The following is a 1,068-nucleotide window of genomic DNA, read 5'->3' as shown; positions in this document are numbered from 1 at the left end:
TATATAATCAGGCAGTGATGCATTTTTAAAGTTTTCTACAAAAGAATCTAAAATAAAATAATCATAACTTTTAATTGATACGTCCAAAATAATTTCGTTATTATTGTCATACAAATAGATCTTATATCGATCTTTCAGGAATAGGTATCCAATAACAATGTTGTTTTGTATTTTTACTTTGATACTGTGTTTGAATTCAGAGATGACTTGTTGTGTTATTGTGTACTCATTATCTAAAGCATAACTTATTAAAACCAAATCGTTTATCCTAATGTTATCCACTTGCATTAGGTATTACCTACTTTCCCTCCACTTTTCATTTTCTTTTTAATTCTTTTCATATCAAGTAAACGGTGTTCAGGTTCTTGTTCTAAGATTTCTTCGAAACATTCATTAATATCTTCATTAGTAATTATTCCATCTTCCTGAGTAAATAATTTATTAATTTCTTCATAAAAAGTATTTCTTCTAACAAGTATGTCATTATAGTTATTTCTATATAATTTATGGAGTAAGAGAATTTGTTCAAGTTCAATGAATATTGGGATTGTGCCACAGGTATCAGACATTTTTTCGTTAAAAAATGTTCGCATCCCTGAAATTTGATTTTCATTGAACCTATTGGTAATAAATATATGCCCTGAAACTTCACTTTTATCACTATATTTTGTAACATCTCTAACTTTATGTAGTTCGTCGATATAATCCCAGGCTTTTCTTTTTTCTTCGATCCCTAAATCATATCCTTTTTCCTTAGTTGTTAATTTACAGTCAAATGAGTAAAGTCTACGGTACTCTTGGTTTTCCGAACCAATTTGAATATTATATTGTATTGAGAATAAACCTTCTGGAACTCTTTCTCCACTCATTTCCCTTCCCCACTTATCTGCATTTGGGAAAATATCTTTCAGAATTGCAAAAATATCATCTTCAAATTCTCTATCAGTATATGTTTTTAGATACTCTTTGTTTTCTTTTACACAAAGTAATGATTCTGAAGCATTGGAAGAAGCATGTGTTATCATTGTTAGTGATCTTGATTGTAATACATCTACTATATAGTCAAGG

At 28.7% G+C, this 1,068-nt stretch carries 1 protein-coding gene and 1 pseudogene; both read right to left on the bottom strand.

Features of this window, described 5'->3' with window-relative positions; all coding sequences use genetic code 11:
• A partial coding sequence (locus V7014_RS26720; RefSeq protein ID WP_335512088.1) for a hypothetical protein occupies positions 1 to 288 on the bottom strand: 288 nt, incomplete at its 3' end.
• Positions 288 to 1,068: pseudogene (locus tag V7014_RS26715) on the bottom strand (hypothetical protein); the annotation flags it as partial. The gene V7014_RS26720 and the pseudogene V7014_RS26715, both read right to left, overlap by 1 nt.

Origin of the sequence: Bacillus sp. JJ722, assembly GCF_036963345.1 — a bacterium.
Lineage (GTDB): Bacteria > Bacillota > Bacilli > Bacillales > DSM-1321 > Bacillus_AD.
This window is presented reverse-complemented; position numbering and strand designations above follow the sequence as displayed.